The sequence below is a fragment of the Streptomyces chumphonensis genome (assembly GCF_014779715.1).
GTDB lineage: Bacteria > Actinomycetota > Actinomycetes > Streptomycetales > Streptomycetaceae > Streptomyces > Streptomyces chumphonensis.
The window spans coordinates 1-410 of sequence record NZ_JACXYU010000046.1 but is presented as its reverse complement, the minus strand read 5'-3'; the positions used below and the strand labels follow the sequence as shown (position 1 = coordinate 410).

1 protein-coding gene is annotated in these 410 nt (G+C 63.9%); it reads left to right on the top strand.

Features of this window, described 5'->3' with window-relative positions; translation table 11 throughout:
• Window positions 1-410, top strand: a 410-nt coding sequence (locus tag IF129_RS25980) for an acyltransferase domain-containing protein (protein ID WP_191212288.1), incomplete at both ends; no start/stop codon positions are given.

The following is a 410-nucleotide window of genomic DNA, read 5'->3' as shown; positions in this document are numbered from 1 at the left end:
CAACGACACCCTCACCGGCATCCAACCCAAGCCCTCCACCATCCCCTTCTACTCCACCGTCACCGGCACCACCCACGACACCACCACCCTCACCACCGACTACTGGTACACCAACCTCCGCCAACCCGTACACCTCACAAACGCCACCCAACACGCCCACCAAATGGGCCACACCGCCTACATCGAAATCAGCCCCCACCCCATCCTCACCCCCGCACTCCACGACACCCTCGACGCACTCCAGCCCACCAACACCCCCCTCCTCATTACCAGCACCCTCCAACGCAACCACAACGCCTGGCACCAACTCCTCACCAACACCGCCCACACCACCACCCACGGCATCCCCACCACACCCCCGAACCACCGCCCCAACCACCACATCAACCTCCCCACCTACCCCTTCCAAC